General features: G+C 55.5%; 24 protein-coding genes, 1 tRNA gene and 2 riboswitches. Of the genes, 17 read left to right on the plus strand and 8 right to left on the minus strand.

Annotation, left to right across the window (positions count from 1 at the left end; all coding sequences use genetic code 11):
• Window positions 1–34: 34 nt before the first annotated feature.
• The 10 genes from rlmB (at window position 35) to ACI4OH_RS03000 (ending at window position 10,971) form a co-directional block, all read left to right on the plus strand.
• Window positions 35–820 carry a 23S rRNA (guanosine(2251)-2'-O)-methyltransferase RlmB gene (gene rlmB / locus ACI4OH_RS02955; protein WP_435720971.1) on the plus strand — a complete coding sequence of 262 codons (786 nt, stop codon included), beginning with the start codon at window positions 35–37 and terminating at the stop codon, window positions 818–820.
• Between the two features lie 95 nt (window positions 821–915).
• Window positions 916–1,662, plus strand: coding sequence for an RNA polymerase sporulation sigma factor SigH (sigH, locus tag ACI4OH_RS02960; protein WP_295630518.1), 747 nt, complete (start codon window positions 916–918; stop codon window positions 1,660–1,662).
• 32 nt (window positions 1,663–1,694) lie between these two features.
• Window positions 1,695–1,875, plus strand: a riboswitch (cobalamin riboswitch).
• A 145-nt stretch (window positions 1,876–2,020) separates the two neighbouring features.
• Complete coding sequence (locus ACI4OH_RS02965) at window positions 2,021–3,016, plus strand: sirohydrochlorin cobaltochelatase (protein ID WP_435720790.1); 996 nt, start codon at window positions 2,021–2,023, stop codon at window positions 3,014–3,016.
• 143 nt (window positions 3,017–3,159) lie between these two features.
• Window positions 3,160–3,292: riboswitch (molybdenum cofactor riboswitch) on the plus strand.
• Window positions 3,278–4,081: a molybdate ABC transporter substrate-binding protein gene (gene modA, locus ACI4OH_RS02970; protein WP_439784136.1), complete on the plus strand. Its 804-nt coding sequence runs from the start codon at window positions 3,278–3,280 to the stop codon at window positions 4,079–4,081. Its footprint overlaps the riboswitch before it by 15 nt.
• A complete protein-coding gene (gene modB, locus ACI4OH_RS02975; RefSeq protein WP_439784137.1) occupies window positions 4,081–4,752 on the plus strand; it encodes a molybdate ABC transporter permease subunit in 672 nt (223 codons plus the stop codon). Before modA ends, modB begins: the two co-directional genes overlap by 1 nt.
• A gap of 2 nt (window positions 4,753–4,754) precedes the next feature.
• Entirely contained in the window at window positions 4,755–5,807 is a 1,053-nt protein-coding gene (locus ACI4OH_RS02980; protein ID WP_439784189.1) for a sulfate/molybdate ABC transporter ATP-binding protein, read from the plus strand.
• A 139-nt stretch (window positions 5,808–5,946) separates the two neighbouring features.
• Window positions 5,947–6,948 (plus strand): HlyD family secretion protein, encoded by a 1,002-nt coding sequence (locus tag ACI4OH_RS02985; RefSeq protein ID WP_432646759.1) that lies wholly within the window; start codon window positions 5,947–5,949, stop codon window positions 6,946–6,948.
• A gap of 14 nt (window positions 6,949–6,962) precedes the next feature.
• The gene (locus ACI4OH_RS02990) at window positions 6,963–8,735 is read left to right on the plus strand and encodes an ATP-binding cassette domain-containing protein (protein ID WP_439784138.1); all 1,773 of its coding nucleotides are present in this window, start codon (window positions 6,963–6,965) and stop codon (window positions 8,733–8,735) included.
• Window positions 8,732–9,856 (plus strand): ABC transporter permease, encoded by a 1,125-nt coding sequence (locus tag ACI4OH_RS02995; protein ID WP_439784139.1) that lies wholly within the window; start codon window positions 8,732–8,734, stop codon window positions 9,854–9,856. The genes ACI4OH_RS02990 and ACI4OH_RS02995 overlap by 4 nt, the downstream gene beginning before the upstream one ends.
• Window positions 9,853–10,971, plus strand: a complete 1,119-nt coding sequence (locus ACI4OH_RS03000; RefSeq protein WP_439784140.1) for an ABC transporter permease — start codon at window positions 9,853–9,855, stop codon at window positions 10,969–10,971. Before ACI4OH_RS02995 ends, ACI4OH_RS03000 begins: the two co-directional genes overlap by 4 nt.
• Window positions 10,972–11,078: 107 nt before the next feature.
• Here ACI4OH_RS03000 and ACI4OH_RS03005 read toward each other — a convergent pair whose 3' ends face one another.
• The 3 genes from ACI4OH_RS03005 to ACI4OH_RS03015 form a co-directional block, all read right to left on the minus strand.
• Window positions 11,079–12,071, minus strand: coding sequence for an inorganic phosphate transporter (locus ACI4OH_RS03005; RefSeq protein WP_439784141.1), 993 nt, complete (start codon window positions 12,069–12,071; stop codon window positions 11,079–11,081).
• Window positions 12,064–12,690, minus strand: a complete 627-nt coding sequence (locus ACI4OH_RS03010) for a DUF47 domain-containing protein (RefSeq protein ID WP_295630486.1) — start codon at window positions 12,688–12,690, stop codon at window positions 12,064–12,066. The genes ACI4OH_RS03005 and ACI4OH_RS03010 overlap by 8 nt, the downstream gene beginning before the upstream one ends.
• A 157-nt stretch (window positions 12,691–12,847) precedes the next feature.
• A complete protein-coding gene (locus tag ACI4OH_RS03015) occupies window positions 12,848–13,345 on the minus strand; it encodes an HMA2 domain-containing protein (protein WP_439784142.1) in 498 nt (165 codons plus the stop codon).
• A gap of 152 nt (window positions 13,346–13,497) precedes the next feature.
• Between ACI4OH_RS03015 and ACI4OH_RS03020 the strand changes: the two genes are divergently transcribed.
• The 5 genes from ACI4OH_RS03020 (at window position 13,498) to udk (ending at window position 17,538) form a co-directional block, all read left to right on the plus strand.
• Entirely contained in the window at window positions 13,498–14,268 is a 771-nt protein-coding gene (locus tag ACI4OH_RS03020) for an ABC transporter ATP-binding protein (protein WP_439784143.1), read from the plus strand.
• Entirely contained in the window at window positions 14,265–15,017 is a 753-nt protein-coding gene (locus ACI4OH_RS03025; RefSeq protein WP_439784144.1) for an ABC transporter permease, read from the plus strand. Before ACI4OH_RS03020 ends, ACI4OH_RS03025 begins: the two co-directional genes overlap by 4 nt.
• Before the next feature lie 51 nt (window positions 15,018–15,068).
• Window positions 15,069–15,953: a metal ABC transporter ATP-binding protein gene (locus tag ACI4OH_RS03030; RefSeq protein WP_439784145.1), complete on the plus strand. Its 885-nt coding sequence runs from the start codon at window positions 15,069–15,071 to the stop codon at window positions 15,951–15,953.
• Between the two features lie 8 nt (window positions 15,954–15,961).
• Window positions 15,962–16,804: a metal ABC transporter permease gene (locus ACI4OH_RS03035; RefSeq protein WP_439784190.1), complete on the plus strand. Its 843-nt coding sequence runs from the start codon at window positions 15,962–15,964 to the stop codon at window positions 16,802–16,804.
• A 104-nt stretch (window positions 16,805–16,908) separates the two neighbouring features.
• On the plus strand, window positions 16,909–17,538 hold the full coding sequence (gene udk, locus ACI4OH_RS03040) for a uridine kinase (protein ID WP_432646769.1): 630 nt from the start codon (window positions 16,909–16,911) through the stop codon (window positions 17,536–17,538).
• 45 nt (window positions 17,539–17,583) lie between these two features.
• Here udk and ACI4OH_RS03045 read toward each other — a convergent pair whose 3' ends face one another.
• The 5 genes from ACI4OH_RS03045 to ACI4OH_RS03065 form a co-directional block, all read right to left on the minus strand.
• Entirely contained in the window at window positions 17,584–19,692 is a 2,109-nt protein-coding gene (locus ACI4OH_RS03045; protein ID WP_439784146.1) for a transporter substrate-binding domain-containing diguanylate cyclase, read from the minus strand.
• 132 nt (window positions 19,693–19,824) lie between these two features.
• A tRNA-Arg gene (locus tag ACI4OH_RS03050) sits at window positions 19,825–19,899 on the minus strand.
• Window positions 19,900–19,970: 71 nt separating this feature from the next.
• The gene (locus tag ACI4OH_RS03055; protein WP_435720776.1) at window positions 19,971–20,204 is read right to left on the minus strand and encodes a hypothetical protein; all 234 of its coding nucleotides are present in this window, start codon (window positions 20,202–20,204) and stop codon (window positions 19,971–19,973) included.
• 217 nt (window positions 20,205–20,421) lie between these two features.
• The gene (locus ACI4OH_RS03060; RefSeq protein ID WP_435720775.1) at window positions 20,422–21,609 is read right to left on the minus strand and encodes a pyridoxal phosphate-dependent aminotransferase; all 1,188 of its coding nucleotides are present in this window, start codon (window positions 21,607–21,609) and stop codon (window positions 20,422–20,424) included.
• Window positions 21,606–22,085 carry an Lrp/AsnC family transcriptional regulator gene (locus ACI4OH_RS03065; protein ID WP_295630449.1) on the minus strand — a complete coding sequence of 160 codons (480 nt, stop codon included), beginning with the start codon at window positions 22,083–22,085 and terminating at the stop codon, window positions 21,606–21,608. Before ACI4OH_RS03065 ends, ACI4OH_RS03060 begins: the two co-directional genes overlap by 4 nt.
• 268 nt (window positions 22,086–22,353) lie before the next feature.
• Between ACI4OH_RS03065 and ACI4OH_RS03070 the strand changes: the two genes are divergently transcribed.
• Window positions 22,354–22,821, plus strand: coding sequence for a NanQ anomerase/TabA/YiaL family protein (locus ACI4OH_RS03070; RefSeq protein ID WP_432646067.1), 468 nt, complete (start codon window positions 22,354–22,356; stop codon window positions 22,819–22,821).
• A 52-nt stretch (window positions 22,822–22,873) separates the two neighbouring features.
• On the plus strand, window positions 22,874–26,650 hold the full coding sequence (locus ACI4OH_RS03075; RefSeq protein ID WP_435720774.1) for a phosphoribosylformylglycinamidine synthase: 3,777 nt from the start codon (window positions 22,874–22,876) through the stop codon (window positions 26,648–26,650).
• Window positions 26,651–26,671: the final 21 nt, after the last annotated feature.

Below are 26,671 nucleotides of genomic sequence, written 5' to 3' on the forward strand. Positions count from 1 at the left end.
GGCAGAAAAGCGCCGGTCAAATCCCGAGCAGGCAATGAATCCCCATCGGGAAGAGCCGCGCGAGTTGCCGGATGACGTTCTCATCGGACGCAACGCCGTGACCGAGGCCTTGAAGGCAGGCCGCGGCATCAACAAGATTTTGCTTGCCAATGGCGACAGGGAAGGCTCCATCACGGAGATTGCCGCCCTCGCCAAAGAGCGCGGCATCGTCGTGCAGTATGTCGAACGCGCGAAAATTGAGGCTCTTGCGGGCGGGCACCGTCATCAGGGCGTTTTGGCCTATGTGGCGCCGGTGCCGTATGTCGAGCTTGACGACATCCTCAAGGCTGCCGAGGAAAAAGGCGAGGCGCCGTTTCTCGTACTGCTCGATGAACTCGAGGACCCGCACAACCTCGGCGCCCTGCTGCGCACGGCCGATGCGACCGGCGTGCATGGCATCCTGATTCCGAAACGCCGCAGCGTTTCCCTGAATGCCACGGTCGCCAAGACTTCGGCCGGTGCCGTTGAATACGTCCCCGTGGCCCGCATCGGCAATATCGCGCAGACCATCAAGAAGCTCAAGGAAAAGGGCTTCTGGGTGGCCGGTGCCGATATGGACGGCGAGAAAGCCTACTATGAGGCCGACCTCACGGGCCCGCTCGTGCTCGTTGTCGGCAGCGAGGGCAGGGGCATGAGCCGCTTGACCAAAGAAGCCTGCGACTTCATTGTCAGCATGCCGATGGTCGGCCGCATCAATTCGCTCAATGCCTCGGTCGCCGGCTCCATCCTCATGTACGAATCCATGCGTCAGCGCCTGGCAAAGAAGCGGGCTTCATCTTGAGCTTTTAGGGGAAAGAGCGTATAATCGAATTTATGAAGGGATTTTAGGGAAGTTTATAAGGATACGTGTTTGTCATAAAAAAAGGAGAAAGTGCGATGGCAGAAGCAGCAGACACGGATATCATGGAGGACATGTACCGTGGATATGAAAATCTGACGGACGAAGAAATCCTGCTTGATATCAAGGAACATAACAACAAGGTCGCACTGGATTATCTGATCAACAAGTACCGGAATTTTGTCCGGGCTAAGGCACGTTCGTATTTTCTCATCGGTGCGGACCGCGAGGACATCGTGCAGGAGGGCATGATTGGCTTTTACAAGGCCATTCGTGACTTCCGCGATGACAAGCTCTCGTCGTTCCGCGCCTTTGCGGAGCTTTGCGTGACGCGTCAGATCATCACGGCCATCAAGACGGCGACCCGTCAAAAACACATACCGCTCAACTCATACGTTTCACTCAATAAGCCGATTTACGACGAGGATTCAGACCGTACACTGCTCGACATCATTTCGGGGGCTAAGGTGTCGGACCCTGAGGAACTTGTCATCAGTCAGGAGGAATTTGTCGACATCGAGAAAAAGATGGAGGAGATTCTTTCAGACCTTGAGTGGAAGGTACTCATGAGCTATCTTGATGGCAAATCCTATCAGGAAATCGCAGAAGACCTAGGACGTCATGTCAAGAGCATCGACAATGCCCTGCAGCGTGTCAAGCGCAAGCTCGAGAAATACATGGAGACGCGCAGCGATGACATTGACCTCAATACCATCTACAAGGGGCTGTCGTCCATCAATCGCCGGCTGCGTGCGGCCGATGGCGGCAAGGACGTTGCTCCCTGAGGTTCTGTGATTTCAGCAGTTCATGATTGACAATTTCATATGAGGGCACAGGTGGCGCCATATGGCGCTGAAAAGAGAAGCCGGTATAAGCCGGCGCGGTCCCGCCACTGTAAGGGAAGCGAATCTGCATAGTTACGTCACTGGAAAATTTCTGGGAAGGCGCAGAGGAGCGATGAACCGAGCCAGGAGAACTGCCTGTCCGAAAATCACCGTTACGACCTGCGAGCGATGGGAAGGCGATTGCTATCAGCAAAGCTGTGTCTTTGTGGTACAGTTTTTTACGATAGGAAGGCTTTTTTCGCATGCGTGCGAAAAGAGCCTTTTTTATTTCTATATGGTTTGTCGAAGGAGGAAAAAAATGAAACATTGGCAGAAAATGCTGGCGGCCGGTCTCGTATGCACGGCTGCCTTCGGCTGGAATCAGGCTGTGACAGAGGCTTCGTACCAGCTCAATCCGGAAGTGAAGAACGCGACGATGGCCCTGAAACAGGCTTCAGAAATCGGCGTGCTCAAGAATGAGAACCCCGAACTTAAAGATACGGCCAATAAAGATGCGATTGTCGTCATGACGTTTGGCACGACGTACAAGGACACGCGCGCCAAGACGATTGATGCAACCGTCAATGCCATCAAGGCTGCCCATCCGGGCGTCAAGGTCGTGACGGCCTACACGTCACACATCATCATCGACCGCGTGGCGAAAAAAGAGGGCATCAAGTTCCCGACGCCGGAGGAAGCCCTGCAGCAGCTCAAGGCCGATGGCTACAGCCGCGTCGCGCTCGTCTCGCTCGATGTCATCCCAGGCATGGAGTACAACTACGACCTCGGCGTCTATCAGAACTACAAGGACCAGTTCAAGAAAATGACGCTCGGCACGTCGCTGATGTACTGGCAGGGACAGGAAAACCAGCCGGACGATGTTACGGAGACCATCAAGGCACTGGCCACGCAGTTCCCAAAACAGGGCAAACACGATGCCATCCTCATCATGGCGCACGGCACGCCGCAGGTTTCGAACGCCTATTATTCCGTCATTCAGGCGAAAATCGATGAGCTTGGTTACAAGAATGTCTTTGTCTACACGGTCGAAGGCTGGCCATCGCTTGCGACGGTCATGCCGAAGCTCAAGGCAAATGGCATCAAGCACGTCACGCTGATGCCGATGATGATGGTCGCCGGTGACCATGCCAACAATGATATGGCAGGCTCTGACCCGGATTCGCATAAATCCATCCTCGAAGCCGCCGGCTATAAAGTCGATGCCTACATCCACGGCATCGGCGAGAACAAGGCCATCCAGGACCTCTATCTCGAGCGCGCCAACGACGCTTGGAATGCTTTGGAAGCAAAATAATTTGCAGTCGTTCTGACTTTTTATTTCCATATCACACATCTGAAAAATCCGTCTCTCGGCAGGCGGATTTTTTATTTTATGCGATAAACCCGGACAAATGTGAAAAAAATCATCGTGAAGTGATATAGTTTTCTGCTATAATAATAAAGTCGATACTCCGAGCGAAAATCTCTAAGGACGATGAGTCTACGAGATTGAGCCTGGGTAAAACCCACAGGGAAATATTAGAAATGATATTTCCTTCCGTTCTTGAAAAGGAGAATGTATATGAAGAAACTGTTTGCCCTGATGGCGGTCTGCCTTTTGGCCCTGGTGACGGGCTGCGGCGGCAGTCAGAATGCCAGTGAAACGAAATCGTCGTCGTCGCAGGAGCCTGTGGAGCTCCATGTTTCGGCGGCAGCGAGCCTCACGGATGTCATGAATGAAATCGGTGCGGATTACGAAAAAGAGCATCCGAATGTCAAAGTCGTATTCAACTACGGCAGTTCGGGTGCCCTGCAGCAGGCCATCGAGAATGGCGGCAATGCCGACCTGTTCTTCTCGGCTGCGCAGAAGCAGATGGATGCCCTCGACAAGAAGGGCCTGCTCGCTGACGGCACGCGCAAGGACCTGCTGCAGAATGAGGTCGTGCTGATTGTACCGAAAGAAGGCGGCAAGGACATCACTTCCTTTGACCAGCTGACGAGCGGCCAGCTCCAGCATATCGCCCTCGGTGAACCGAAAGGCGTACCGGTCGGTCAGTATTCGGAAGAAATCCTCAAGAAGCTCGGCATCCTTGATGCCGTCAAGGCCAAGGCCGTTTATGGCTCCGATGTCCGTCAGGTTCTCGCCTGGGTCGCTTCGGGTGAAGCCGATGCAGGTCTCGTCTATGCTACGGATGCGGCCGTTTCGAATGATGTCCGCGTCGTCGCCAAAGCTCCGGCCGGCACGCACAAGGATATCATCTATCCGGCAGCTATCCTGAAAGATACGAAACATCTTGACACGGCAAAGGATTTCTTAGCATTCGTATCGAATGATAAAAATAAGGAACGCTTTGCAAAGTATGGCTTCGAGGTAAAATAATGGAATATGCACCGCTTCTCATCACGCTGAAAACGGCCGTGGTGGCAACGGTGGTCACGTTCTTTCTCGGCATCGGCCTGGCTCTGGTCGTCGCGCGCATGCGGCGTTTCCAGGGCTTTGCCGATGCCGTTATTACGTTGCCGCTCGTTTTGCCGCCGACCGTTGTCGGTTTTTTCCTGCTGCTGGCCTTTGGCAAGCGCAGTTATATCGGTAAATTCTTACTGCAGTTTGATATCACGATTGTCTTTACGTGGAAGGCCGCGGTCATGGCGGCCATCATTGTCTCCCTGCCCTTGATGTACCGCACGGCGCGCGGCGCTTTCGAGCAGATTGACCCGAATATCTTAGGTGCGGCGCGCACGCTCGGCGTCTCAGAATGGCGCATCTTCTGGCATGTGCTCGTGCCGAATGCCCGCGCGGGTATATTAGCCGGCCTGGTGCTGGCCTTTACGCGTGCACTCGGCGAATTTGGCGCGACCATTATGTTCGCCGGCAATATCCCCGGAGTCACGCAGACGATGAGCACGGCCGTCTACGCTGCCGTGCAGGCCAATGATTATGACCTTGCGTTTAAATGGGCCGTGGTCATCATCATATTCTCGCTCGTCTTTGTCAGCCTGATGAATATTGTGATTTCACGCACAGGCGTGCCGCAGCATAGGAGGATATGAAGATGGAACTGCTCGTCAATATTGAAAAAAAACTGCGCAATTTCACACTCAAGACAGATTTTGCCGTGCGCGATGAAGTTTTTGCCCTGCTCGGCGCCTCTGGCTGCGGCAAGAGCATGACCTTAAAATGTATTGCAGGACTCGAACGGCCGGATAAAGGGCGCATTGTACTCAATGGCCGTGTGCTGTTTGACAGCGAAAAGGGCATCAACCTTTCGCCGCAGCAGCGTCAGGTCGGTTATCTCTTTCAGAATTTTGCCCTTTTCCCGAATATGACGATTGCCGATAATATCCGCTTTGTCGCAAAGGGCAGCCGCGAGGAGCGCGAACGGCGCGTGCGCGAGAATCTCGCACGCTTTGATTTAAGTGAACTCGGCGGGGCTTATCCGATGGAGCTCTCAGGCGGCCAGCAGCAGCGTGCGGCTCTCGCGCGCATCTTGGCGGCCGATGCGAAGATTTTGCTGCTCGACGAGCCGTTTTCAGCACTTGACCATTATCTTAAATGGAAATTGGAGCTTGAGCTGCGCGAAGTGCTGAAGTCGTACGGCGGCGCGGCGATTCTCGTTTCGCACGACCGCGGCGAGGTCTATCGTCTGGCCGACCATGCGGCCGTCATCGACCGCGGCAGGATGCAGAAGGTCTGCACGCGCGATGAACTGTTTGAGCATCCGGATACTCTGGCAGCGACACTGCTGACAGGCTGCAAGAATGTCTCGGCCGCAAGAAAGACAGGAGAACACACAGTAGAAGCCATGGAATGGCAGCTTCCTTTGCAGGTTTCAGGCAAAGTCAGTGCTAAGACGGCCTATATCGGCCTGCGCGCGCATTTTCTTGAGTACCGCGAGGGCGGCGAGTGCCCGGAAAAAAATATTTTCCGCATGGAAGTCGCAGATGTCATCGAAGATACATTTTCGTATCTCGTCATGGTGCGCCGTGCCGGCACGAATGCCCGCCGCATCCGCTGGGAGCTGCCGAAGGAGGAATGGCAGCGCATTGCGGCGGCGAAACTCTCGCTTTATTTTCCTCCTGAAAAAATCATTTTGATGGATTCCTGAGACAAAGAGGATTTCCATGTTTCTTCCTAGAAAAATATCCTATAAGCAGAATAGGATATTTTTTTATTTGGAACGGAACTATTATTTTGCTGGCAGACCTCAGAATTGCAGTACGCAAAGAATTGGGAGGGGGATTTTCATGAAACGAAAACAGAAGGGCATCCTTGCTGTCATTCTCATACTGCTCATCGGCGTCGGGATTTATGCCTATGAGCAGCATGAAGAAGCGGCCCGAAAAGCCGCTGCCCAGACACTCACGCTTTCGGGCAATGTCGATGTGCGTGAAGTGACACTGGCGTTCCGTGAGAGCGACCGCGTCAAGGATATTCTCGTCGAAGAGGGGGATACGGTCGAGGAGGGACAGGTCCTCGCGCGGCTCGATACAGATGAGCTGAACATCAATCTGCGCAAGACAAAGGCGCAGATCGCCGCGCAGGAGAGCACCGTCAATAAACTCCACAACGGCACGCGCTCAGAAGAAATCGCGCAGGCCCAGCAGAAACTCAAGGCTGCGCAGGCCGCTGCCTCGAACGCACAGGGCATATACGAACGCCGTCAGGCCGTCTATGACAGCGTGCAGGGCGTCAGCGAGCAGGACCTCGACAATGCGCGCTCGCAGGCCGAAGCCAAGCAGGCCGAGGTCGATGAGGCCAAAGAAGCGCTCAATGAAGCTTTAAACGGCCCGCGTTCTGAGGATATTCAGGCCGCGGAAGCCCAGCTGCAGGCCCTTGAGGAAGAAAAATCGCGTGAGGAATATTTGCTTTCGCAGTACGAGCTGCGCGCGCCGATGAAGGGCGTCATCCGCTCGCGCCTCTTGGAACCCGGCGATATGGCCTCGCCTTCGACGCCTGTCTTTAAGCTGTCGCTGCTCGACAAGAAATGGGTCCGCGCCTATGTCAAAGAAGACGACCTCGGCAAGATTTATGAGGGACAGACGGCCAAAGTCTACATTGACAGCCAGAAGGATAAGCCCCTCACGGGACAGATTGGCTACATCGCGGACACAGCAGAGTTTACGCCTAAGACCGTACAGACGGACGAACTGCGCACGGCCCTTGTCTACGAGGTGCGCGTTTATGTCGACGATGATGATAATGTCCTGCGCCTCGGCATGCCTGCGACGGTCAAGATTGCACTTTGAGCGGAGGTGATCGCATGGAGATCATCGAAGCAAAGGGACTCACGAAGATTTTTACCCTGAAAGATGGGACGGAGGTCAGAGCCCTGTCAGGCATCGACCTTGAGGTGCCGGAAGGACAGCTTACGGCACTCGTCGGGCCTGACGGCGCCGGCAAGACGACACTCATGCGCCTCGTCTGCGGGCTGATGACGAAAACTTCCGGGACCTTGCAGGTCGTGGGGCTTGATGTCACGGAAAAGCCGCAGGCCGTACAGGACCTTTTAAGTTATATGCCGCAGAAGTTCGGCCTCTATGAGGATTTGACCGTGCAGGAAAATCTCGACCTCTACGCGGACCTGCACGGCGTGCCGCAGGATATAAGGGAGCAGCGCTTTGCGCATCTCCTCGCGATGACGGAGCTCGCGCCTTTTACGAAGCGTCTCGCGGGCAAGCTTTCGGGCGGCATGAAGCAGAAACTCGGCCTTGCCTGTACGCTCGTGCGCTCGCCGAAGCTATTGCTGCTCGACGAGCCGACGGTCGGCGTCGACCCGCTCTCGCGCCGCGAGCTCTGGCAGATTCTGCAGCAGCTCGTTCATGAGGAGCGTTTGTCGGTGCTCGTGAGTACGGCTTATATGGAAGAAGCGGCACTTTGCGAAAAAGTCTACGTGCTCAATCACGGCCATTTCCTGAAAATCGGCACACCGGATGAACTGCGCGAGGTGGCCAAGGGGACCTGCTACAAGGTGACGCCGCCCGCGGGTATGCCCCTGCGTTCGCTGCAGAGCCGTCTGCTCGCGGAAAAAGACGTCATCGATGCCGTGCCGTCGGGCGGTGTCGTGCGCTTCATCACGCGCGGAAATCCGGACGAGCTGGCGCCTTTAAAGCGCCGTTCCTTAAGGGCAGAGGCCATCGAGCCGCGCCTTGAGGACGGTTTTATGACGCTTCTCAAAGAGGATGAAAACAAGGCAGGACAGCCTGTAAGTCAGGCCGCTGCCTCAGCCGAAAATATGGGTGCATTTTCGGGCCGTTCCCCGATGGATGCGCCTGTGGAGATTGAAGTACAGGACCTTGTGCGCAAGTTCGGCGACTTTACGGCCGTCTCGCATACTTCGTTTTCCGTTCACCGCGGCGAGGTCTTCGGTCTGCTCGGCCCAAACGGCGCGGGCAAAACCACGACGTTCCGCATGCTCTGCGGCCTTTTGCCGGCGACGAGCGGCAAACTCTCGGTCGCGGGTGTCAATCTGCGCACGGCGCGCATCGAGGCGCGCGCGAAAGTCGGCTATGTCGCGCAGAAATTTTCCTTATACAGCAGCCTTTCTGTTTATGAGAATCTGCGGTTTTTTGGTGGGGCCTACGGCCTTTTTGGCGCGCATCTTTACGAGCGTATTCAGGCGGTCATGCAGGAATTTCATCTGCAGGATGCAGCGGACCGGGCGGCCGGCAGTCTGCCGGGCGGCTACAAACAGCGCCTTTCGATGGCCGCAGCCCTCATCCATGAACCGAAAATCCTGTTTCTCGATGAGCCGACAAGCGGCATTGATCCCTTGGCACGCCGCACGTTCTGGCGCGAGATCACGGCTCTTTCGGAGCGCGGCACGACGATTATCATCACGACGCATTTTATGGAAGAGGCCGAGTACTGCGACCGCTTCATGATACAGGACCACGGCAAAATGCTCGTGCTCGGCAGTCCGGCAGAAATAAGGCAGCGCATGCACTTGGGCAGTGCAACGATGGACGATATCTTCGTGGCCATCGTCGAGACGTCGCGCGGCGAAAAAGAAAGGGCAAAGGGGGCGGCATCATGATGACAAGTGGATTTTGGCGGCGCCTTGCCGCGCTCGTGCGCAAGGAGACGCGCGAACTTCTGCGCGACAACAGCAGTCTCGCGCTCGGCGTCGTGCTGCCTCTGGTATTGATTTTGATCATTGGCTATGGCATGAGCCTCGATGTCAAGAACGTGCCGACGGCCGTGGTCATCGAGGACAGTTCGCCTCTCGCGCGGCAGGCTGTGAGCTTTACGCAGGGCTCAGAGTATTTTCAGCCCGTCTTTGTCCCGTCCCTGCAGGAAGGCGAAGCGATGATACGAAAGCACAAGGTCGATGCGATGCTCGTCGTGCCGCCTGACTTTTCGGCGCGTTTTGCCGAGGGCAAAGGCAAACTGCAGGTTATCCTCAACGGCACGGAAGCGACGACGGCCATGAGTGCGCAGGGGTATTTTGAAGCGGGCATCCTGACGTGGGCCGCGTCAGAAGGCGCGAAGCACGGCCTGGCGGCCGGCGGCATCGAGATTGTCCCGCGCATCTGGTTCAATGATGCGAATACGAGCACGTGGTTTTACGTGCCGGGCATTCTCATGCTCGTGCTGACCATCAGCGGCGTGTTCCTGACTTCCGTCGTCATGGCGCGCGAATGGGAGCGCGGTACGTTTGAGTCGCTTTTTGTCACGCCGATGAAGATTTTGGAGCTGATTCTCGCGAAGACCATTCCGTACTTTGTCATCGCCATGATTGGCATGCTGCTCTGTCTGGTGGTTGGCCGTGAACTTTACGACCTGCCGATGCGCGGTTCGCTCGTACTGATTATCGGCGAGTCGATGCTCTACCTCGTCGTATCGCTTGGCATTGGCCTCGTCATCTCAGCCCTGACGAAAAATCAGTTCCTCGCGTGCCATGTCTCGCTGATGATCAGCTTCCTGCCGTCGGTCGTGCTGTCGGGCTTCCTGTTTGACCTGCACGCGGAGCCCGCGGCGATTCGCGTCGTCAGCAGCCTTATCCCGACGACGTATTACCTCGAGCTCATGAAATCGCTGTTTCTGTCGGGCAATTACTGGCCGCTCATTGCGCGCGACACGGCGATTCTCGTCTTATTTGCGCTGTTTTTCCTCGGCTGGGCCTTTCATATGACGCGGAAGAAGGTGGAGCCATGAATTTTTCGCTGCAGCGTTTCCTGCGCCATCTTTATTTCATCTGCCAGAAAGAGCTGCTGTCGCTTTTTAAGGACCCGCGCATGCGCACGCAGCTGGTCATGCCGGTTATTATTGAAGGTTTTTTGTTCGGCTATGCGGCCAATTACAATATCGAGGAAGTGCCGTATGCCGTCGTCGACAATTCGGCGACAGCATCTTCGCGTGATTTTCTTGCACATATCGCCGGTGCTCCGACGTTTTCGTGCTATGCGGTCTGCGGCAATGTGCAGGAAGTCAGCACGCTCATCGATGCCGGTGACGTCCTCGGCGGCGTCATTGTGCCCGAAGACTTCGAGAAAAAACTGGAACATGGGGAACAGGCTCCCGTGCAGGTCATCACGGATGGGCGCAATCCGATGATTGCGGGCATGGTCAAGAGCTACATCACGCAGATTGCCGCTTCGTGGAGTGAGGAAAAAGGCTATGCCAGCCTGCCCGTTTCCATCGAGACGCGCACGTGGTTCAATCCGAACCAGCTCTCGCGCTGGACGTTCCTGCCTTCCTTCCTCGCGATGATTGCCTTTGTGCAGGTCATGTTCCTCGCGGGCCTCTCGATTGCGAAGGAGCGTGAGCAGGGGACGTTTGACCAGTTGCTCGTCACGCCGTTCTCGCCGACGGAAATTCTCATCGGCAAGGCGACGCCGCCGGTGCTCGTCGGACTCTTTCAGGCCGCGATGGTCTTTTTGATTGCAAGATTCTGGTTTGAAGTGCCGTTTGCGGGCAGCCTCTTTACGCTTTTTCTGACGCTGCTGATTTTCATGATCAGCACGACGGGCCTCGGGCTCTCGATTTCCTCACTCGCGAAGAATATGCAGCAGGTGCTCGTCTACCTGCTCGTGCTGATGATCCCGATGGTCCTGCTCTCGGGCCTCGTGACACCCGTGCACAATATGCCGGAATTCCTGCAGATCGTCACCTACGCCGACCCGATGCGCTTTGTCATCGATGCCGTGCGCCGCATTTATCTCGAGGGTGCGGGGCTCAATGAAATCGCGTGGGATTTTGTGCCGATGGTGGCCGTGGCGGCCCTTACGATGCCGCTTGCGGGCTGGCTCTTCCGTCATAAGACAACGTAAAGTATAAAAGACAGCAAAAACAAAGACACGCCTTGCCGCGTTAGGGACGCAGCAGGCGTGTCTTTGCTTTGAGAAATTGAAAGAATAAGAAATGAAGGATGGGCAGATTAGAAGAATGTGTGTACCACGAGGTACGAAAGGGCACCCATCAGGGCTGTGCAGGGAATGGTCATGACCCAGGCCGTGACCATCTGGCGTGCAACATCCCAATGGACCGCCTTGACGCGCTCGGCAGAGCCGACACCCATGATGGAGCCGGAGACGACATGCGTCGTCGAAACCGGCAGATGCATGAGCGTGGCGGAGAAAATGACGAGCGACGAATTGAGATCGGCTGCGAAGCCGTGGATTGGATGCATTTTGAAAATCTTGCCGCCGACGGTGCGGATGATTTTCCAGCCGCCGACGCTCGTGCCGGCAGCCATGGCCGCGGCGCAGAGCAGTTTGACGATATCCGGAACTTCAAGCGTGCCGATAAAGCCGCCGGAGAGCAGTGCCAGGGTAATGATACCCATGGATTTCTGCGCATCGTTCGAGCCGTGCGAGAAGGCCATGAGTGCGGCCGAGAGAACCTGCAGGCGGTTGGCCGTGAGGTTGACGCGGGCCGGTTTATACGAATGACAGATGGCAAAGACGATTTTCATAAGGATGTAGCCGCAGATCATCGCCGCCACCGGGGAAATAATCAGGGAAAGGACGATTTTGAGAATGCCCCAGCCGTTGAGTGCGGAAATGCCGGCCGAGACGATGACGGCACCGATGATGCCGCCAATCAGGGCGTGGGAAGAGCTCGACGGCATGCCGAACCACCACGTGACGAGGTTCCAGATGATGGCGCCGATGAGGCCGGCGACAATCGTGACTTCGGTAATCATCGAAGCCGACATGACGATGTCGCCGCCGATGGTCTTAGCAACGCCCGTGGAAATCATGGCACCGATGAAGTTCAGGATGGCCGTACCGACGATGGCCACGCCCGGACGGATGGCACGCGTTGAAACGCAGGTCGCGATGGCATTGGCCGTATCGTGGAAGCCATTGATAAAGTCGAACGTCAGGGCGAGGACTACGACGAGGATAATGAGTGACGTATCAGGCATACTTCATCGTCACCTCTTTAATGATATTGGCAAGTTCCTCGACCTTATCCGCTGTATCTTCAAGCGTTTCCAGGATATCTTTCCAGCGAATGACATCGAAGAGGTCCTTTTTGCCGTCGAACAGGTCAGAAATTTCCTCGCGGTAAATGTGGTCGACTTCGGATTCAAGTTTGCTGAGGTGGTCGGCGCGGGCCATGAGTTCAGCCTCGTTGCGGTCGATGTTCTTTAACAGTGAGAACAAGGTCTTGAGTTCTTCCGACATCGTGACAATCTGGGCCATGATTTTGGCGGCCGATGGAATCAGCGTGTCGATATGATACATGTTCAGGCGCATCAAAGCACCCTGCAGGCAGTCGATGCATTCCTCGAGATGACAGGTCAGGCGGTAGAAGTCTTCGCGGTCAATCGGCGTGATGAAAATGACGGACAGTTTATGGATGATATCCTGATTGACGGCATCGGATTTATGCTCGAGCTCGACGATGTCATCGAGATGCTGCGGCAGCTTGGTAATATCGGTCATGGCTTCCTGAGCAATCAGAGCCCCACGGTGAAAATTCTCGGCGTTTTCCATCAGGTAGTCAAAGAACTCCTCATGCTTGTTACTGATACTGAACATTACGTTTCCTCCTTTGTATTTGTCCTCAGTCTAACAGGATTCTGCAGACGAATTGCAAAGGATTTGTTAACATCATGTTAACATTTAATAAATGAAAATCAGTATAAATAAAAAGGCTGCCGCATACAGCGACAGTCACAAGATGATTTTTATGAGGTTATTTGATTTTCGCATGTTCGGCGATGAATTTCTCGATATTGGCGAGATGGTGATTCTTACGCAGTGTCTCCGGTTCGTAGGTAATGAGCAGACCGCCCGTCGGCAGTGAAACGACAGCATCCCTGACGCCCGTGAATGATTTGAGAAAATCAGTGACCTGCGCGGCGAGCTTTTCGTTGCCGGCCAAGGCGAGATTGTAGACGCGCACGCGGCCCGGCACATAGCTCTGGATGTCCGTGCCGGCGAGGAAGGCATGCAGGGAGATGGATTCTGCCGTGTCCGCGGCTTTTTTGGCGGTTTCGCCGACGAGCGTTTCGACATCGCGCTTCATTTTGCCCGCATGCTGCAGGCCATGCAGGATGGACAAGGCCCCCCAGACGGCGCCGCAGGCGATATGAACTTTTTTGCCGGCGAAAATCGTGGCAATCGTGGCAAGACCGCTGACCGTCAGTGGCAGACCGAGTGGCAGGCGGTTGAATTTCTGTTTTACATCCATAACGATTCCTCCTTGACCGAAGCATATTTTCGGTATATGAGAATTATTCGCCGCGGGCTTGAGAAATCCTCTTGAAAATATCTTTTCATATGGAAAATTTTGTGCGAAAATAAAAGGTACTGTACAAGGAAAAAGAAAGGCAGCTAAGTTATATGATAGAACTCCATCATCTGGTCAAGCGTTTTCCCCATAAAGACAAACAGGGCAAAGCCTCTTGGAAGACGGCGGTCAGCGACTTGACGCTTTCGGTGGGCAGGGGCGAGATTTTTGGCCTGCTCGGTCCGAACGGCGCGGGCAAAACGACGACCATCCGCATGATGACGATGCAGACAAAGCCGACGAGCGGCAGTATTTTCTACGACGGCCTCGACACGCGGACCGAAGCGCGGAAGATTAAATCGCTCATCGGTGTTGTGCCGCAGCACGTCAATTTCGACCAGGACCTCACTGTGGGAGAAAATATGGAACTGCACGCGCGGCTCCATCATATGAAGAAAAAAGAGCGTGAAGCGCGCATCGCAGAACTCCTGCAGTATGTTGAGCTCACGGATGTCGTCAATGACGGCGTGCGCAGGCTCTCGGGTGGCATGAAGCGCCGTCTGCTCATCATGCGCGCCCTCATCCATGAGCCGCGCATCCTGTTTCTCGATGAACCGACCGTGGCTCTTGACCCGCAGGTCAGGCGCCGCATCTGGTCGCTCGTGCGCGACATGGCTCATCACGGCGTGACGGTTTTTTTGACGACGCATTATATCGAAGAGGCTGAGGCTCTCTGTGACCGCGTGGCGATTCTCTCGAAAGGTCAGCTCGTCGACCTCGACACGCCGGCGCATCTGCGCGAGAAAACCTCACTGCCGAATCTGGAAGAAGTCTTTCTGGCCCTGACGTCGGAAAAGGATAAAGGAGAGAGGGGGAGACGATGAAATTTCAGGAAAATCTCATGGATGTCTGGACGGTGTTCTGGCGCGACTGGGTCGTTTTGAGGCGCCGCATGACGAAATTCATTCTCTCACGCATGGTCGCGCCGATGCTCTACCTCGTGGCATTTGGCTGGGGCCTCGGCCGCAGCATCGATGTGGGTTCGGGCTCGTATCTTGATTTTCTCGTGCCGGGCATTCTTGCGCTCAATTCCATGAACATCAGTTTCAACAGCATCACGCCGGTGCATGCGGAGCGCATCTACCATAAGAGCCTTGAAGAATACATCATCGCACCGATTTGGCCCGATGCGTTCCTCATCGGCAAGGTGCTGGCGGCCGTGCTGCGCGCGCTGATTTCCTCGGCTATCATCGTCGTGCTCGCCCTGCTTTTCGGCGCGCACTTTACGATGACGCCGCTTTTCCTGCTCGTCCTCGTGCTCAACTGCATCGTCTTTGCAGAGATCGGCTTCTTAGCCGCGATGAAAATCAGCACGTATGAGGAAATGGCACAGGTCAACACCTACATCCTGCTGCCGATGTCGTTCCTCTGCGGCACGTTTTTTTCGACGCACGCCCTGCCGACGGCTGTGCGCTGCTTCATTGAGCTTCTGCCGCTCACGCACACGAGCTACCTGCTGCGCGGGCTTGGCAGCGGTGCGGAGGTATCGATGCTTTCCCTGCTCGTGCTCATCGCTTATGCGGCCGCGGGCCTTTTCTGGGGGAGCCGCGCCTTCCGCCGGCTCACAGAATAAACAGAAACTTTCCTATTATATAGATGACGAAATTTAGAAAGGATATGCATATTGTTTAAGACGATTCTTCACCATCATGCCTCGTCGTGTACGGACTGCACCAAGCTCTGCTGCACGAAAATCGAGGATTTTTCCGTCAAGATTGGCCGACTGACCATCTTTGACCATGTCAATATCCACATCCACTGCGGGCAGCTCACGGCCCTGATTGGCCCGAACGGCGCCGGCAAGAGCACACTCCTCAAAGCTATTCTCGGCGAAGTGCCGCACACAGGCAAACTCCATTATGTCGATGCCAAGGGCAAGCACACGGGGCATCCCGTGATTGGCTATGTGCCGCAGTACCTGCGCTTTGATGTGAGTTCGCCGACGAGCGTCATGGATATTTTCATGGCCTGCCTTTCGCGCCGGCCGGTCTGGCTCTGTTCGGCCAAAAAACTGCGGCCGCGTGTTCTGAAGAGTCTCGAACGCGTGCGCGCGGCGCATCTCATCGACCGCCGGCTCGGGGCTCTTTCGGGCGGCGAGCTGCAGCGTGTGCTCTTAGCACTCGCGCTTGACCCGATGCCTGACCTGCTGCTGCTCGACGAGCCTGTATCCGGCGTCGACCAGAACGGCCTTGAGCTTTTCTACGAAATTGTCGCGGACCTGCGCGAAAAGGAGGACATGGCCATCATCCTCATCTCGCATGACCTCAATATGGTCGCCAAGCATGCCGACCAAGTCGTGCTGATGAACAAGGGGGTCGTCATGAGCGGCACGCCGGAAGAAGTCTTTGCGGACCGCCGCACGAAGAAGATTTTTGGCATGCTGGCAGGGGAATCGGCACTTGAGGCTGCGGCAGATATTCCGGCCGGACACGAAGAAACAGAGGAAAAAGAAGCTGCGGCAGAGACAGAAGCGAGAAAGTCTGCCGATGAGAAAGGGGGAAAACGCTGATGGAGCTGATGGATATGATTTATCAGGTGATGGATATCATCCTGCCGTTTGGCTGGCTGACAAGCGCCTTTATGAAGAATGCGTTTTTAGCGGTTCTGCTCGTCACGCCGCTGTTTGGCCTCATGAGCACAATGGTCGTCTCGAACCGCATGGCGTTTTTCTCGGATTCGCTCGGCCACGGTGCCTTTACGGGTATCGCGATTGGCGTGCTTTTAGGCTCGGTCTCGCCGCTTTTATCGCTCGTGATTTTCTCCGTGGCGTTTGCGCTCTTTATTACGTATATCAAGAACAAGAGCACAGCCTCGACCGATACGATTATCGGCGTGTTCTCGGCGACGGCCATCGCCCTCGGCCTCATGCTCATGAGCCACGGCGGCAGTTTCAATAAATTTTCTTCGTTCCTGATTGGCGACATCCTGTCGATTACCCCGGAGGATATCTCGGCTCTGGCCATCGTCTTCGTGCTCGGCCTCATCGCCTGGGGATTCATCTTCAACCAGCTGCTCGTGCTGTCCATCAATTCTTCGTTTGCGCGCAGCCGCGGCATTAAGACGTTCTGGGTCGAGAGTGCCTTTGCCTCGATGCTGGCCGTCGTCGTTTCCATCAGCATACAGTGGGTCGGCATCCTCATCATCAATGCCATGCTTGTGCTGCCGGCAGCCGGCGCGCGCAATGTCGCGAACAATGTCAAGCAGTATCACGTCTTTTCCGTGCTGATTGCCCTGTTTTCAGGCCTTTTAGGCTTGGCGCTGGCCTATTACTTTGACATGGCGGCCGGTGCGACGATTGTCGTCATTTCGTCGGTGATTTTCTTTATCACGCTGCTCATCAAGCCGTATGTCAGCCGCTGATTTTGGCATTAGGGCAGACAGAAAGGCAATTCTGTGATAAGATAGTGAGAAATGTTTCCTAACAAAATAGGAAGAACGGGCAGACACAGGGGAGGACTTTAGCATTGGATACGAACAAGACGACCATTATCGGCATTGCTGGGGGTACCGGCTCGGGCAAATCGACCTTCACGAACCGACTCAAGGCGTATTTTGGCGATGAAGTCACGGTCATTTACCACGATGATTATTATAAGCCGCATGACGATATTCCCTTTGAACAGCGCCAGTACATCAATTACGACCATCCGGATTCTCTTGATACAGACCTTCTCGTCGGGCATCTTGAAAAACTGCGTGCTGGCGAGAGCATCGACTGTCCGGTCTATGATTTCACGCGCCATACGCGTTCCGCGAAGACAAAGCGCATCGAACCGAGCCGCGTCATCATCGTCGAGGGCATCCTGATTTTTCAGGATGAGCGCCTGCGCAATCTATTTGACATCAAGATTTTTGTCGAGGCTGATGCCGATGAACGCATTCTGCGCCGCGTGCTGCGCGATATGAACGAGCGCGGCCGCGACCTCGAGAATATCATCAATCAGTATCTGACAACGGTCAAGCCCATGCATTATCTCTATGTCGAACCGACAAAAAATCTTGCGGACATCGTCATCAACAGCGGTCTCAACGATGTGGCCTTTGACATCATGAAGACGAAAATTCAAGATATCCTTCAGCACAGCGAAGCGTAATAAAAAAATCCCTGCCATGGAACTGCAGCCATGGCAGGGATTTTTTTAGTGTTTGCGCCGGTCAATGCCAGCTTGGCGGTAGTAGGCGGCTTTGTCCGCGTACATGCGCTTGTCGGCCTTGTGCAGGAGTTCGTCGATTGAGGCCTCTGGGAATTCTTCGTGACTGGCCCAGCCAAATGAAATCGAGAGCGCATCGCAGAATTCGCCCTTCCAGGCGGCGATATGCCCGCGGAAGGTCTCTACGATTTGGCAGAACAGTGCATCGTCAACGAGACAGATGACCGTGAACTCATCACCGCCGATGCGGTAGCCGAAATAAGGAGCTCCAGCGCAGCGCGGGTCGGCAAAAGTTTTTTTCAGGCAGGCGGCCACGCCGCGGATGAGCTCGTCGCCGGCCTTATGACCGATGGTATCGTTGGCCGCCTTGAGGCCGTTGATGTCGATCATCGAGATGGCGCAGTGCTGAGGCGGATTCTTTTCCAAGGCCAGAATCTGCTCGTCGTAGGCACGGCGGTTTTCAAGGCCCGTCAGGAAGTCGTGGCGGGCAATGCGGTCGGCCTGCCTTTTTTGGCGCGTGCGGAAGACGGCAAAGGCGATGATGAAAGTCAGCAGCATGACGCCAAAAGCCGTGAGCAGCAGGACTTCCTTGTAATGCCTCTGTACGAAGTACCAGAAGGAGGGGACAAAGGACTCATCCGTGTGGCGCAGCAGGGACTCGCGGATGCTGCTTTCGCCCCAGAGTGTGTTCATGCGGCTTATGGCCATGAAGAGCGGGTGGTCTACGGGGCTTACCGCAATGGTCAGATTTTCCGTATTATCGAGCAGGGTCTGATGGAGCTTCGTTTCGCCCTGCAGATAAATGGAGATGAGGTAGGGATTCATGAAGGCAGCGTCGGCTTCTCCCTTGTGCAGGGCTTCGATGACTTCGTCCTCTGTTTTGTAATGGCGGATTTCGTTATCAGGGAAATACTCTTTGACGAATTTCAGCTGCGGCGGCAGGTCATCCGCCACGGCAATAATGGTATCTTTGGTCGTCGGTTCATCCGTGCGGCTTACGCAGTACATCTGCATGGAGACGACATTTGGCGTCTGCAGCAGATGGAGCTTTTCATCTTCCCACGGCGTATCGTAGACCGGCAGGGCCGCATTGATTTTATGGGCGATAAGGTCCTGCTTGAGTTCATCGGGGTCATCGTAGGGGACGTACTCGACCGTATTATCGAGTTCAAAGGCCTTGAACCCGTGGTTGATGAGGTCGCGGAACATGCCGCGCGCCTCGCCGTCAGGGCCTTCCTCAATAAATGGAGCCATGTGCCGGAGGTAGCCGATGCGGATGGTGCCGTGCTTCTTGAACCAGAGTCTGTCTTCTGCCGTGAGGATGGCAGCATCGGCCGAATGCAGAAAATACTTCTGGCTCAGATTGACCTGAAAGGCAGGATTGTAGACGTTGATCATCGCGAGCGCTTCGTTGACCTCTTTGAGGATGTCGGGGCGTTTTTTCGAAACGGCGATGTAGGAGTTGCTCGAGCCGTAGCGCACGACAGGGACGACATAAGTGCCGATTTCCACGCGCGAGGTGAATTCGGCGATGGCATCGATATCGCCGCGGTCGAGGGCATCGCGGCGCGACTGGAAATCCTTGAACTCGACAATCTTTATGCCCGCCTGGTTTTTTTCGTTCCATTCCCGAAGCTGGTCGTCCGTCGTCGTGCTCCTCGCAACACCGACTTTTTTGCCGCGCAGCGCTTCGGCATTGGGGTATTCGTCGGCTTTGGCCACCGGTACGAAGATGTAATACGTCTCGATGCGCAGCGGAAAGGCGGAGAAGTCGTATTTTTTCGCGCGTTCCGGCGTATAGGAGACGTTGGCCATGAGGTCGATGTCTCCGTTTTCGAGTTCTTTGAGCATCTGGCTCCAGGTGTGATAGACGTACTCATACTGCCAATTATTGAAGGAGGCGATCATCTGCTGGTACTCGTAGATATAGCCCGTGCGCGGCACCGCAGAAGGGTCCGGGACATTCGGGTCAGGAAGCGTATAGCCCGTCCGCACGATTTTTGGGACGGAGGTATCGGCGCCGGCTTCTGCCGGAGCAACAGGAAAGCCGGCGAGCAGGCAGAGCACGAGCACGAGGGAGAGGAGGGGGTGTTTCATAAAAATCCTCTTTTCGGAAAAGCAAAACGTTTCATTTTACTTTATTGTAGCGAAATATGAAAGAGAGGTAAATATCGATTGCAAAAAACTTATAAAAAAAGCGCATCCATGCGGATACGCCTAGTGTGCAATTGGTGCGCTCGGGCAGAGTCGAACTGCCGCTTTCGGCTCCGGAGGCCAACGTCCTATCCACTGGACTACGAGCGCGCGTTCATCGTGAACAAAAAATAGTATACCATGGAAACCATGATATTGTCAATTTGAGCCCTCGTGGCTTGTCAGGGGTCGGTGCGCATGCGGCCGACGGAATGTCTGTTTTCGATGAAGTCGCAGACATGGTCGGTAAGCGAAGCGAGGATGAGGTAGAAAACCAGCGAGATGCCAAACAGAACAACCGGCACAGCGGCGACAATGAGGACGAGTTCGAGAATATGATAGTCGACGCGCACGCGGACATATTCACAGAGAAATGCAGTAAGTGTAATGAGCAGATAGCCTTTTGCCCAATCCATAGATGTCATATGCTCCTTTCGATTCTTTTCTAAAAGTCTATGATAAAAAGCGGTTTATCACTCTGAAAACGATTACATTATAACATGGTATGGAGGGCTGACAAGGGGGCAAAGGCGCTTTTTCCAGCACTGCGATGAAGAAATGACAAGCAAGAAAAATAAGGCCCCGCAAGCGCGAAAAAACGCGCGTGCAAAGCCTTATTTTTAAGAACTGTCTTTATTTTTTGTGATTCTTGAGGAAGTTCTCGATGCGTGCGAGTGCTTCGGCAATTTTGTCGATTGACGTAGCGTAGGAACAGCGCACGTGGCCTTCGCCGCAGGCGCCGAAAGCGGAGCCTGGAATCAGAGCGACGTGTTCGGTCTTCAGGAGCTCTTCGGCAAATTCGTCGGAGGTGTAGCCCGTGCTCGTGATGTCCGGGAAGATGTAGAACGCGCCTTTTGGTTCGAAGCACGGCAGGCCCATCTTCGTGAAGCCGTCGTAGATGAGGTGACGGCGGCGGTCGTACTCGGCGACCATCTTGAGCATGTATTTCTTGCCGTGGCGCAGGGCCTCAACGGCGGCAATCTGGGCCGTGATTGGCGCACAGAGCATCGTGTACTGATGGATTTTCGTCATGGCACTGATGAAGGCCTTGTTGCCGAGGGCGTAGCCGATGCGCCAGCCCGTCATGGCATAGGCCTTGGAAAAGCCATTTAAGAGAATCGTGCGTTCCTGCATGCCGGGCAGCGAGGAAAAGGCCACGTGCTTTTCACCGCCGTACGTTAAATCGCCGTAGATTTCATCCGAAATGACGATGAGGTCGTGTTTCTCGGCGAATTCTGCAATGGCTAAGAGGTCCTTGCGCGTCATGATGGCACCCGTCGGGTTGTTCGGATAGCCTATCAGGAGGGCCTTGGTCTTCGGCGTGACGTGTTCTTCCAGTTCTTCCGGCGTGATGCGGAATTCGTTCTCGATTTTGGCGGGGACGGATACCGGCGTGCCGCCCGCGAGTGTCGTGCAGGCCTGATACGAGACGTAGCAGGGCTCCGGAATCAGCACTTCGTCGCCGGGCGCGAGAATGGCGCGCATGACGAGGTCGAGGGCCTCGCTGACGCCGACGGTCACGAGGACATCCGTTTCGGCATCATAGGAGCAGTTGTATTCTTCCTGATAGTGCTTGACGATTTCTTCGCGCAGTTCCGGCAGGCCGCGGTTGGCCGTATAAGAGGTATAGCCCTGTTCGAGGCCGTAGACGCAGCTCTCGCGGATGGACCACGGCGTGACAAAATCCGGCTCGCCGACGCCAAGGGAAATGACGTCTTCCATTTTGGCAGCAATGTCGAAGAATTTGCGGATGCCCGAAGGTGCGATGGCATTGACGCGCGGCGAGAGACGCTGCTGCCAGTCGGTTCTCTTCTCAATCATGGCGTCACCACCAGTCTGCGGTCACGCTCTTCGTCGTTGATGATGACGCCGTCTTTTTTATAGGGTTTCAGCATGAAGTGGCTGCGCGTCTGCGTGACGCCTTCAATCGTCGCGAGGCGCGTGGCGACAAAATTGGCGACTTCCTTCAGAGACTTGCCTTCGATGATGACGAGCAGGTCGAAGCTGCCGCTCATGAGGTAGACCGTGCGGACCTCGTCAAAGCGGTAGATGCGCTCCGCAATGGCGTCGAAGCCGACTTCGCGCTGCGGCGTCAGGTTGATTTCGATGACAGCCGTGACGGTGTCCGTACCGAATTTTTCCCAGTTAATCAGGGTATTGTACGACAGGATGATCTTGTCTTTCTCGAGTTTCTTGATGTCCTGCTCGACTTCGTATTCGCTGCGGTGCAGCATGGAAGCGAGTTCACTGACAGGACGGCGTGCATCGTGCTCGAGCAGCTCCAGCAATTCTTTCATATGGAAATCCTCCCTTGATGGTCATCATGCATAAATAATTCACAGAAGTTAAAGATAATTATATCATATCGGCCCCCTAAGGGGAAGCGAGAATAAATGATGTCTGGGCTTGTCCATATGATAAAGACAAATGAAGAATAAGAGCAGGACAGGCGTCTCTTTGCGAAAAGATTGTGAGGGCTTCTTGCATCTGACATATGTTTTGGGTACAATACTAATATAGAAGCAAATACATTCATGACAGCAGGAATGAGGAGGAAGCTTTCGCATGTTTGTAGGAAATATGGATATCCTTGCCGAAGATGCCAAAAATCTCGCCGAGGCCATCAAACAGTCACTTGCGTATTTGCATGCGCATGATTTTACGAAAATGGAAGATGGTTCGTACCAGATTGCCAAGGGCATTACGGCAAATCTGCAGCGCTATACGACGCGTCCGGCAGCCGACTGCAGGCCCGAACGCCATGAGCGCTTTACAGATATCCAGTACGTTGTCGAAGGGGAGGAAAGACTGGGCTGGTGCCCGGTCAGTCCGGACCTAAAGGTGGCCGTTCCCTACAATAAAGAGAAGGATATCCTCTTTTATGAAAAGCTCGTGCCGGAAAGTGATATCACCCTGCGGCCGGGCTTCTTTGCCGTGCTTTATCCTGCGGACGTGCACCGTCCGCAGGCGGCAGTGGGGGCACCTGCATCCGTGACCAAAGTCGTGGTCAAGATCGCGATGGATTGTTTGTGATTCTGTGACGCTGTGTTTCAGATCTATATTGCATTTGGAGGAAAAAGCACTCATGACGGTAAGAAGAATTTTCGTAGAAAAAAGACAGGGATTTGACATCCCGGCTCAGCAGCTCTGCGACGATCTCAAGGAGACGTTCCATCTCGATGGCCTCAAGTCGGTCCGCATCATCAACCGCTACGATATCGAAGGCCTCAGCGATGAAGAGTATGACAAGGTCAAATTTGTCGTCTTTGCAGAAGCCCCTGTTGACAAAGTCTATGAAGAGACGCTGCCGGAATTTGCGGACTCCCGCATATTCGCGGTTGAGTACCTGCCGGGCCAGTATGACCAGACGGCAGATTCGGCAGCACAGTGCGTCCAGCTCGTCACGCAGAAAGAGCGTCCGCAGATTGCCACGGCACGCGTCATTGTCCTGACGGGCGATGTTGACGATGAAGCCCTGCAGAAAATCAAGGACTACTGCATCAACGCCGTTGAGAGCCGCGAAGCATCGCTTGCAAAGCCGGAGTCCCTTGACATGGTCACGGAAGAACCGGCCGATGTCGAAGTACTGACGGCTTTTAATGACATGAGCGAAGATGAGCTGCACGCTTTTATGGATGCGCGCGGTTTTGCCATGAGCTTTGAAGACCTCAAGTTCTGTCAGGAATATTTCCGCGATACGGAGCACCGCGCCCCGACGATTACGGAACTGCGCGTCATCGATACGTACTGGTCCGACCACTGCCGCCATACGACGTTCACGACGGCCATCGACGATGTCGAGATTGAGGATGGCTACTTCTCGCCGGCCCTGACGGCTGCTTACCGCAAGTATAAAGAAGACCGCGATAAACTGTACGGTGCCGATACGGACCGCGCCGTCACGCTCATGGACATCGCCGTCATCGGCGCCAAGGCCCTGCGCAAAGAGGGCCTGCTCGATGACCTCGACAAGTCGGAAGAAATCAACGCCTGCAGCATTGTCGTCAAGGCCGATATCGGCGGCAAACAGGAAGACTGGCTCGTCATGTTCAAGAATGAGACGCACAACCATCCGACGGAAATCGAGCCGTTCGGCGGCGCGGCAACGTGTCTCGGCGGTGCTATCCGCGATCCTCTGTCGGGCCGTTCCTATGTTTATCAGGCCATGCGCGTGACGGGTGCTGCTGACCCGCGCCGTCCGTTCAGTGAGACGCTTCCGGGCAAGCTGCCGCAGAAGAAAATCACGCTCGGCGCTGCCGCAGGCTACAGCTCCTACGGCAATCAGATCGGCCTTGCTACGGGTCAGGTTCGCGAGGTCTACCATGAAGGCTACATGGCCAAGCGCATGGAAATCGGTGCCGTCATCGCGGCTGCCCCGAAAGAAAATGTCGTGCGCAAGCGTCCGGCCGCCGGCGATATCATCGTGCTCGTCGGCGGCCGCACGGGCCGTGACGGCTGCGGCGGTGCTACGGGCTCCTCGAAAGAGCATACGGAAGAATCGCTGACGACCTGCGGTGCAGAGGTCCAGAAGGGCAATCCGCCGACGGAGCGCAAGATTCAGCGCCTGTTCCGCAATCCGAGCGTTTCACGCATGATCAAGCGCTGCAATGACTTTGGTGCCGGCGGTGTCGCCGTCGCCATCGGCGAGCTGGCCGACGGCCTCGTCATTGACCTCGATGCCGTCAAGAAAAAATACAAAGGCCTCGACGGCACGGAACTCGCCATCTCCGAATCGCAGGAGCGCATGGCTGTCGTGCTCGACCCGAAGGACGTCGAAGCCTTCCAGAAATTCTCGGATGAAGAGAACCTCGAGGCAACGCCTGTCGCCGTCGTCACGGAAAAACCGCGCCTCATCATGAAATGGCGCGGCAATGCCATCGTTCAGATGAACCGCGCCTTCCTCGATACGAACGGCGTGCGCCAGCATGTCACGGCTGTCATTGCACAGCCGGATACGGCAAAACGCTACCTCGCAGAGGTGCCGGCAGCGGTCAAGGCCTGCGGCAGTGACCTTCACAAAGCATGGCTGACGAACCTTTCCGACCTCAACGTCTGCAGCCAGAAAGGCCTTGCCGAGCGCTTTGACTCGACGATCGGCGGCAACACGGTGCTCATGCCGTTCGGCGGCAAGACGCAGATGACGCCGGCAGAAGGCATGGTCGCCAAACTGCCGGTGCTCGGCGCGGAGACGACGACGGCCACGGCCATGACATTTGGCCTCAATCCGGCGTTCACGACTTGGAGCCCGTTCCACGGTGCCCTGTATTCCGTAGTCGAAGCAGCGGCTAAGATGGTCGCCCTCGGCGGCAACGCCGCGAAGATTCGCCTGACGTTCCAGGAATACTTTGAGAGCCTCGGCAAAGACCCGGCAAAATGGGGCAATCCGTTTGCCGCCCTCATCGGTGCTCTCTGGGCACAGCATGAACTCGGCATTCCGGCCATCGGCGGCAAGGACTCGATGTCCGGTACGTTTGAGCACATTCACGTCCCGCCGACGCTTGCAGCCTTTGCCGTCGACGTCATGAAGGCCGGCAATGCCGTTTCGCCGGAATTCAAGCAGGCAGGAAGCCATGTCTATGTCGTGCCGGCAGAGAAGGATGCACAGGACCTGCCGGTCTTCCCGAAACTGCGTGCAAACTTCGAGAAAATCCGCCAGCTCACGGCTGCCGGAAAAGTCCGCGCCGCACAGACCATCGGCGTAGGCGGCATCGCCGCAGCCATCACGAAGATGACGCTCGGCAACCGCATTGGCTTCAAATTTGCCAAAGACCTCATGGAAGAGCAGCTCTTCTGCGCCGACTACGGCTCCATTATCCTCGAGCTTGAGGATGATGTCGATGTCAAGACGGCTCTCGCCGATACGGGCGTTTACGAACTCGGCCGGACGACTGCAGAAGAAAAAATCACGATGGGCAGTCTGAAAGTCAGCCTTGACGAGGCCCTGAAGGCCTACACGACGCCGCTTGAGAAAATCTTCCCGACGCAGACGAAGAAGGTCAGCGGCACGGCCACGTATGTTCCGTACGAAAAGGGCAATGCCGTCACGTCTTCGACGCATATCGCGCGCCCGCACGTCATCATTCCGGTATTCCCGGGCACGAACTGCGAGTACGATTCGGCAAGAGCATGGGAGCGCGCCGGTGCGACGGCGGAGACCATCATCCTGCGCAACCTGACGCCGACGGCTGTCGAAGAGACGGTCGATGCCCTCGTCGATGGCATCAAGCGTTCGCAGATCATCATGCTGCCGGGCGGCTTCTCGGGCGGCGATGAGCCGGACGGCTCGGGTAAGTTCATTGCGGCGATGTTCCGCAATCCGCGCATCAAGGAAGAGGTCATGAACCTGCTGCAGAAGCGCGACGGCCTCATGCTCGGCATCTGCAACGGCTTCCAGGCTCTCATCAAGCTCGGCCTCGTACCGTACGGCGAAATCCGCGACCTCGCGGAGAATTCCCCGACGCTGACGCACAACACGCTCGGCCGTCATGCTTCGTGCATGGTCGACACGCGCGTCATTTCGAACCTCTCACCGTGGTTCAACAACGTCAAGGTCGGCGATGTCCATACGATTGCCATCTCCCATGGCGAAGGCCGCTTCGTGGCCGATGCCGAGACGGTCAAAAAGCTGCAGGCAAACGGCCAGATTGCGACGCAGTATGTCGATGCTGAAGGCAATCCGTCGCTTGACATTCCGTTCAACCCGAACGGCTCCGTCGATGCCATCGAAGGCATCACAAGTCCGGACGGCCGCGTGCTCGGCAAGATGGGCCATTCGGAGCGCATTGGCTGCTGTGTAGCCAAGAACGTACCGGGCAACAAGGACCAGCAGCTCTTTGAGGCCGGTGTCCGCTACTATAAATAAGTGGACGCTCAGCGCCTGACG

The sequence above is a fragment of the Mitsuokella apri genome, from assembly GCF_051886055.1.
Taxonomy (GTDB): domain Bacteria; phylum Bacillota; class Negativicutes; order Selenomonadales; family Selenomonadaceae; genus Mitsuokella.

What these genes read in the sequence shown, in the direction of transcription:
- rlmB (WP_435720971.1), top strand. Translation starts at nt 35, where the DNA reads ATGAATCCCCATCGGGAAGAGCCGCGCGAGTTGCCGGATGACGTTCTC.
- sigH (WP_295630518.1), top strand. Translation starts at nt 916, where the DNA reads ATGGCAGAAGCAGCAGACACGGATATCATGGAGGACATGTACCGTGGA.
- ACI4OH_RS02965 (WP_435720790.1), top strand. Translation starts at nt 2,021, where the DNA reads ATGAAACATTGGCAGAAAATGCTGGCGGCCGGTCTCGTATGCACGGCT.
- modA (WP_439784136.1), top strand. Translation starts at nt 3,278, where the DNA reads ATGTATATGAAGAAACTGTTTGCCCTGATGGCGGTCTGCCTTTTGGCC.
- modB (WP_439784137.1), top strand. Translation starts at nt 4,081, where the DNA reads ATGGAATATGCACCGCTTCTCATCACGCTGAAAACGGCCGTGGTGGCA.
- ACI4OH_RS02980 (WP_439784189.1), top strand. Translation starts at nt 4,755, where the DNA reads ATGGAACTGCTCGTCAATATTGAAAAAAAACTGCGCAATTTCACACTC.
- ACI4OH_RS02985 (WP_432646759.1), top strand. Translation starts at nt 5,947, where the DNA reads ATGAAACGAAAACAGAAGGGCATCCTTGCTGTCATTCTCATACTGCTC.
- ACI4OH_RS02990 (WP_439784138.1), top strand. Translation starts at nt 6,963, where the DNA reads ATGGAGATCATCGAAGCAAAGGGACTCACGAAGATTTTTACCCTGAAA.
- ACI4OH_RS02995 (WP_439784139.1), top strand. Translation starts at nt 8,732, where the DNA reads ATGATGACAAGTGGATTTTGGCGGCGCCTTGCCGCGCTCGTGCGCAAG.
- ACI4OH_RS03000 (WP_439784140.1), top strand. Translation starts at nt 9,853, where the DNA reads ATGAATTTTTCGCTGCAGCGTTTCCTGCGCCATCTTTATTTCATCTGC.
- ACI4OH_RS03005 (WP_439784141.1), bottom strand. Translation starts at nt 12,071, where the DNA reads ATGCCTGATACGTCACTCATTATCCTCGTCGTAGTCCTCGCCCTGACG.
- ACI4OH_RS03010 (WP_295630486.1), bottom strand. Translation starts at nt 12,690, where the DNA reads ATGTTCAGTATCAGTAACAAGCATGAGGAGTTCTTTGACTACCTGATG.
- ACI4OH_RS03015 (WP_439784142.1), bottom strand. Translation starts at nt 13,345, where the DNA reads ATGGATGTAAAACAGAAATTCAACCGCCTGCCACTCGGTCTGCCACTG.
- ACI4OH_RS03020 (WP_439784143.1), top strand. Translation starts at nt 13,498, where the DNA reads ATGATAGAACTCCATCATCTGGTCAAGCGTTTTCCCCATAAAGACAAA.
- ACI4OH_RS03025 (WP_439784144.1), top strand. Translation starts at nt 14,265, where the DNA reads ATGAAATTTCAGGAAAATCTCATGGATGTCTGGACGGTGTTCTGGCGC.
- ACI4OH_RS03035 (WP_439784190.1), top strand. Translation starts at nt 15,962, where the DNA reads ATGGATATGATTTATCAGGTGATGGATATCATCCTGCCGTTTGGCTGG.
- ACI4OH_RS03045 (WP_439784146.1), bottom strand. Translation starts at nt 19,692, where the DNA reads ATGAAACACCCCCTCCTCTCCCTCGTGCTCGTGCTCTGCCTGCTCGCC.
- ACI4OH_RS03055 (WP_435720776.1), bottom strand. Translation starts at nt 20,204, where the DNA reads ATGGATTGGGCAAAAGGCTATCTGCTCATTACACTTACTGCATTTCTC.
- ACI4OH_RS03060 (WP_435720775.1), bottom strand. Translation starts at nt 21,609, where the DNA reads ATGATTGAGAAGAGAACCGACTGGCAGCAGCGTCTCTCGCCGCGCGTC.
- ACI4OH_RS03065 (WP_295630449.1), bottom strand. Translation starts at nt 22,085, where the DNA reads ATGAAAGAATTGCTGGAGCTGCTCGAGCACGATGCACGCCGTCCTGTC.
- ACI4OH_RS03070 (WP_432646067.1), top strand. Translation starts at nt 22,354, where the DNA reads ATGTTTGTAGGAAATATGGATATCCTTGCCGAAGATGCCAAAAATCTC.
- ACI4OH_RS03075 (WP_435720774.1), top strand. Translation starts at nt 22,874, where the DNA reads ATGACGGTAAGAAGAATTTTCGTAGAAAAAAGACAGGGATTTGACATC.